Here is a 1052-nt window from a genome sequence, read left to right as displayed (position 1 = left end):
TAGAGCCTTTCATGTTTTGACGGAAGCGTATCCAGCATTTGAGAAGTAGTTGGCGCATTCCTCTGGCTTGATGGTGTCGGCGAGTAAGCCCAGATGGCGCCAGGTTTCCTCGATGGTTCGCTTTTGGGCCTGGCGCATCCAGTGCTTGATCTTGGCGAAGGCCTGCTCGATCGGATTAAGGTCGGGGGAATATTTCGGCAGAAACCAGAGTCTGGCGCCGACAGCCCTGATGGCATCGCGGATGGCCTTGGCTTTGTGAGAGCCAAGATTGTCGAGGATGACGATGTCGCCAGGCTTGAGGGTCGGGATCAACTGCTGGCGGACATAGGCGCTGAAGCATTCGCCATTGATGGGACCGTCGAAGACGCAGGGCGCAGTGAGCTTGTCGCAGCGTAGGGCGCCGAGGAAGGTCAGGGTGCGCCAGCGGCCGTGCGGGGCAAAGCCGCGCAATCTTTTGCCCCTCGGCCCCCAGCCGCGTAACGGCGCCATGTTGGTGCGGATCCAGGTCTCGTCGATAAAGACGAGCCGCTTCGGATCGAAGCGGTCTTGCCAGGCTTTCCAGCGGGCTCTGCGCCGGGCAATGTCGGCACGGCCCTGCTCAAGGGCGAACAGCGTTTTTTTTAAAGCTCAAGCCCTCGCGGCGCATGAACTGCCAGATGGCATTGTGGGAGACGGTCACGCCGCGGGCGGCTAACTCATCCTTCAGCCGATGTAGCGTCAGATGTGATGTCTGCTCGATCTGCTCGACGATAAAGGCGCGGTGCGGCTCCAGCACACGTCGGCGATGGCCGCCCATCTTGCCAGGCGACACACTGCCGGTGGCCCGATAACGCTGCGACCACTTCACCACGGATGAGACAGCTATGTCGAACCGCTCCGCCACCACCCGGCAGCTCTGACCGTCCACAACCGCTGCGACGACTCGCTCGCGAAGATCATTCGAATAGGGTCGCGTCATAGATGCTGGCCTCCATTCCAGCATCCATGATGAATCACAAATCTGCTGATTTGGGAATCCCGCACCGATTCCGATAAGCAATGATCCGCTCTAG

1 protein-coding gene is annotated in these 1052 nt (G+C 59.9%); it reads right to left on the bottom strand.

The window, feature by feature from the left end:
- Positions 1-9: 9 nt before the first annotated feature.
- Positions 10-958, bottom strand: a protein-coding gene (locus PMI09_RS30185; RefSeq protein WP_085990674.1) for an IS630 family transposase whose coding sequence is annotated in 2 segments (ribosomal slippage) — positions 10-621 and positions 623-958 — 948 coding nt in all. Because the reading frame shifts where the segments join, the coding sequence is not laid out codon by codon here.
- Between the last annotated feature and the right edge of the window lie 94 nt (positions 959-1052).

The organism is Rhizobium sp. CF122 (assembly GCF_000282035.1).
Lineage (GTDB): Bacteria > Pseudomonadota > Alphaproteobacteria > Rhizobiales > Rhizobiaceae > Rhizobium.
This window is presented reverse-complemented; position numbering and strand designations above follow the sequence as displayed.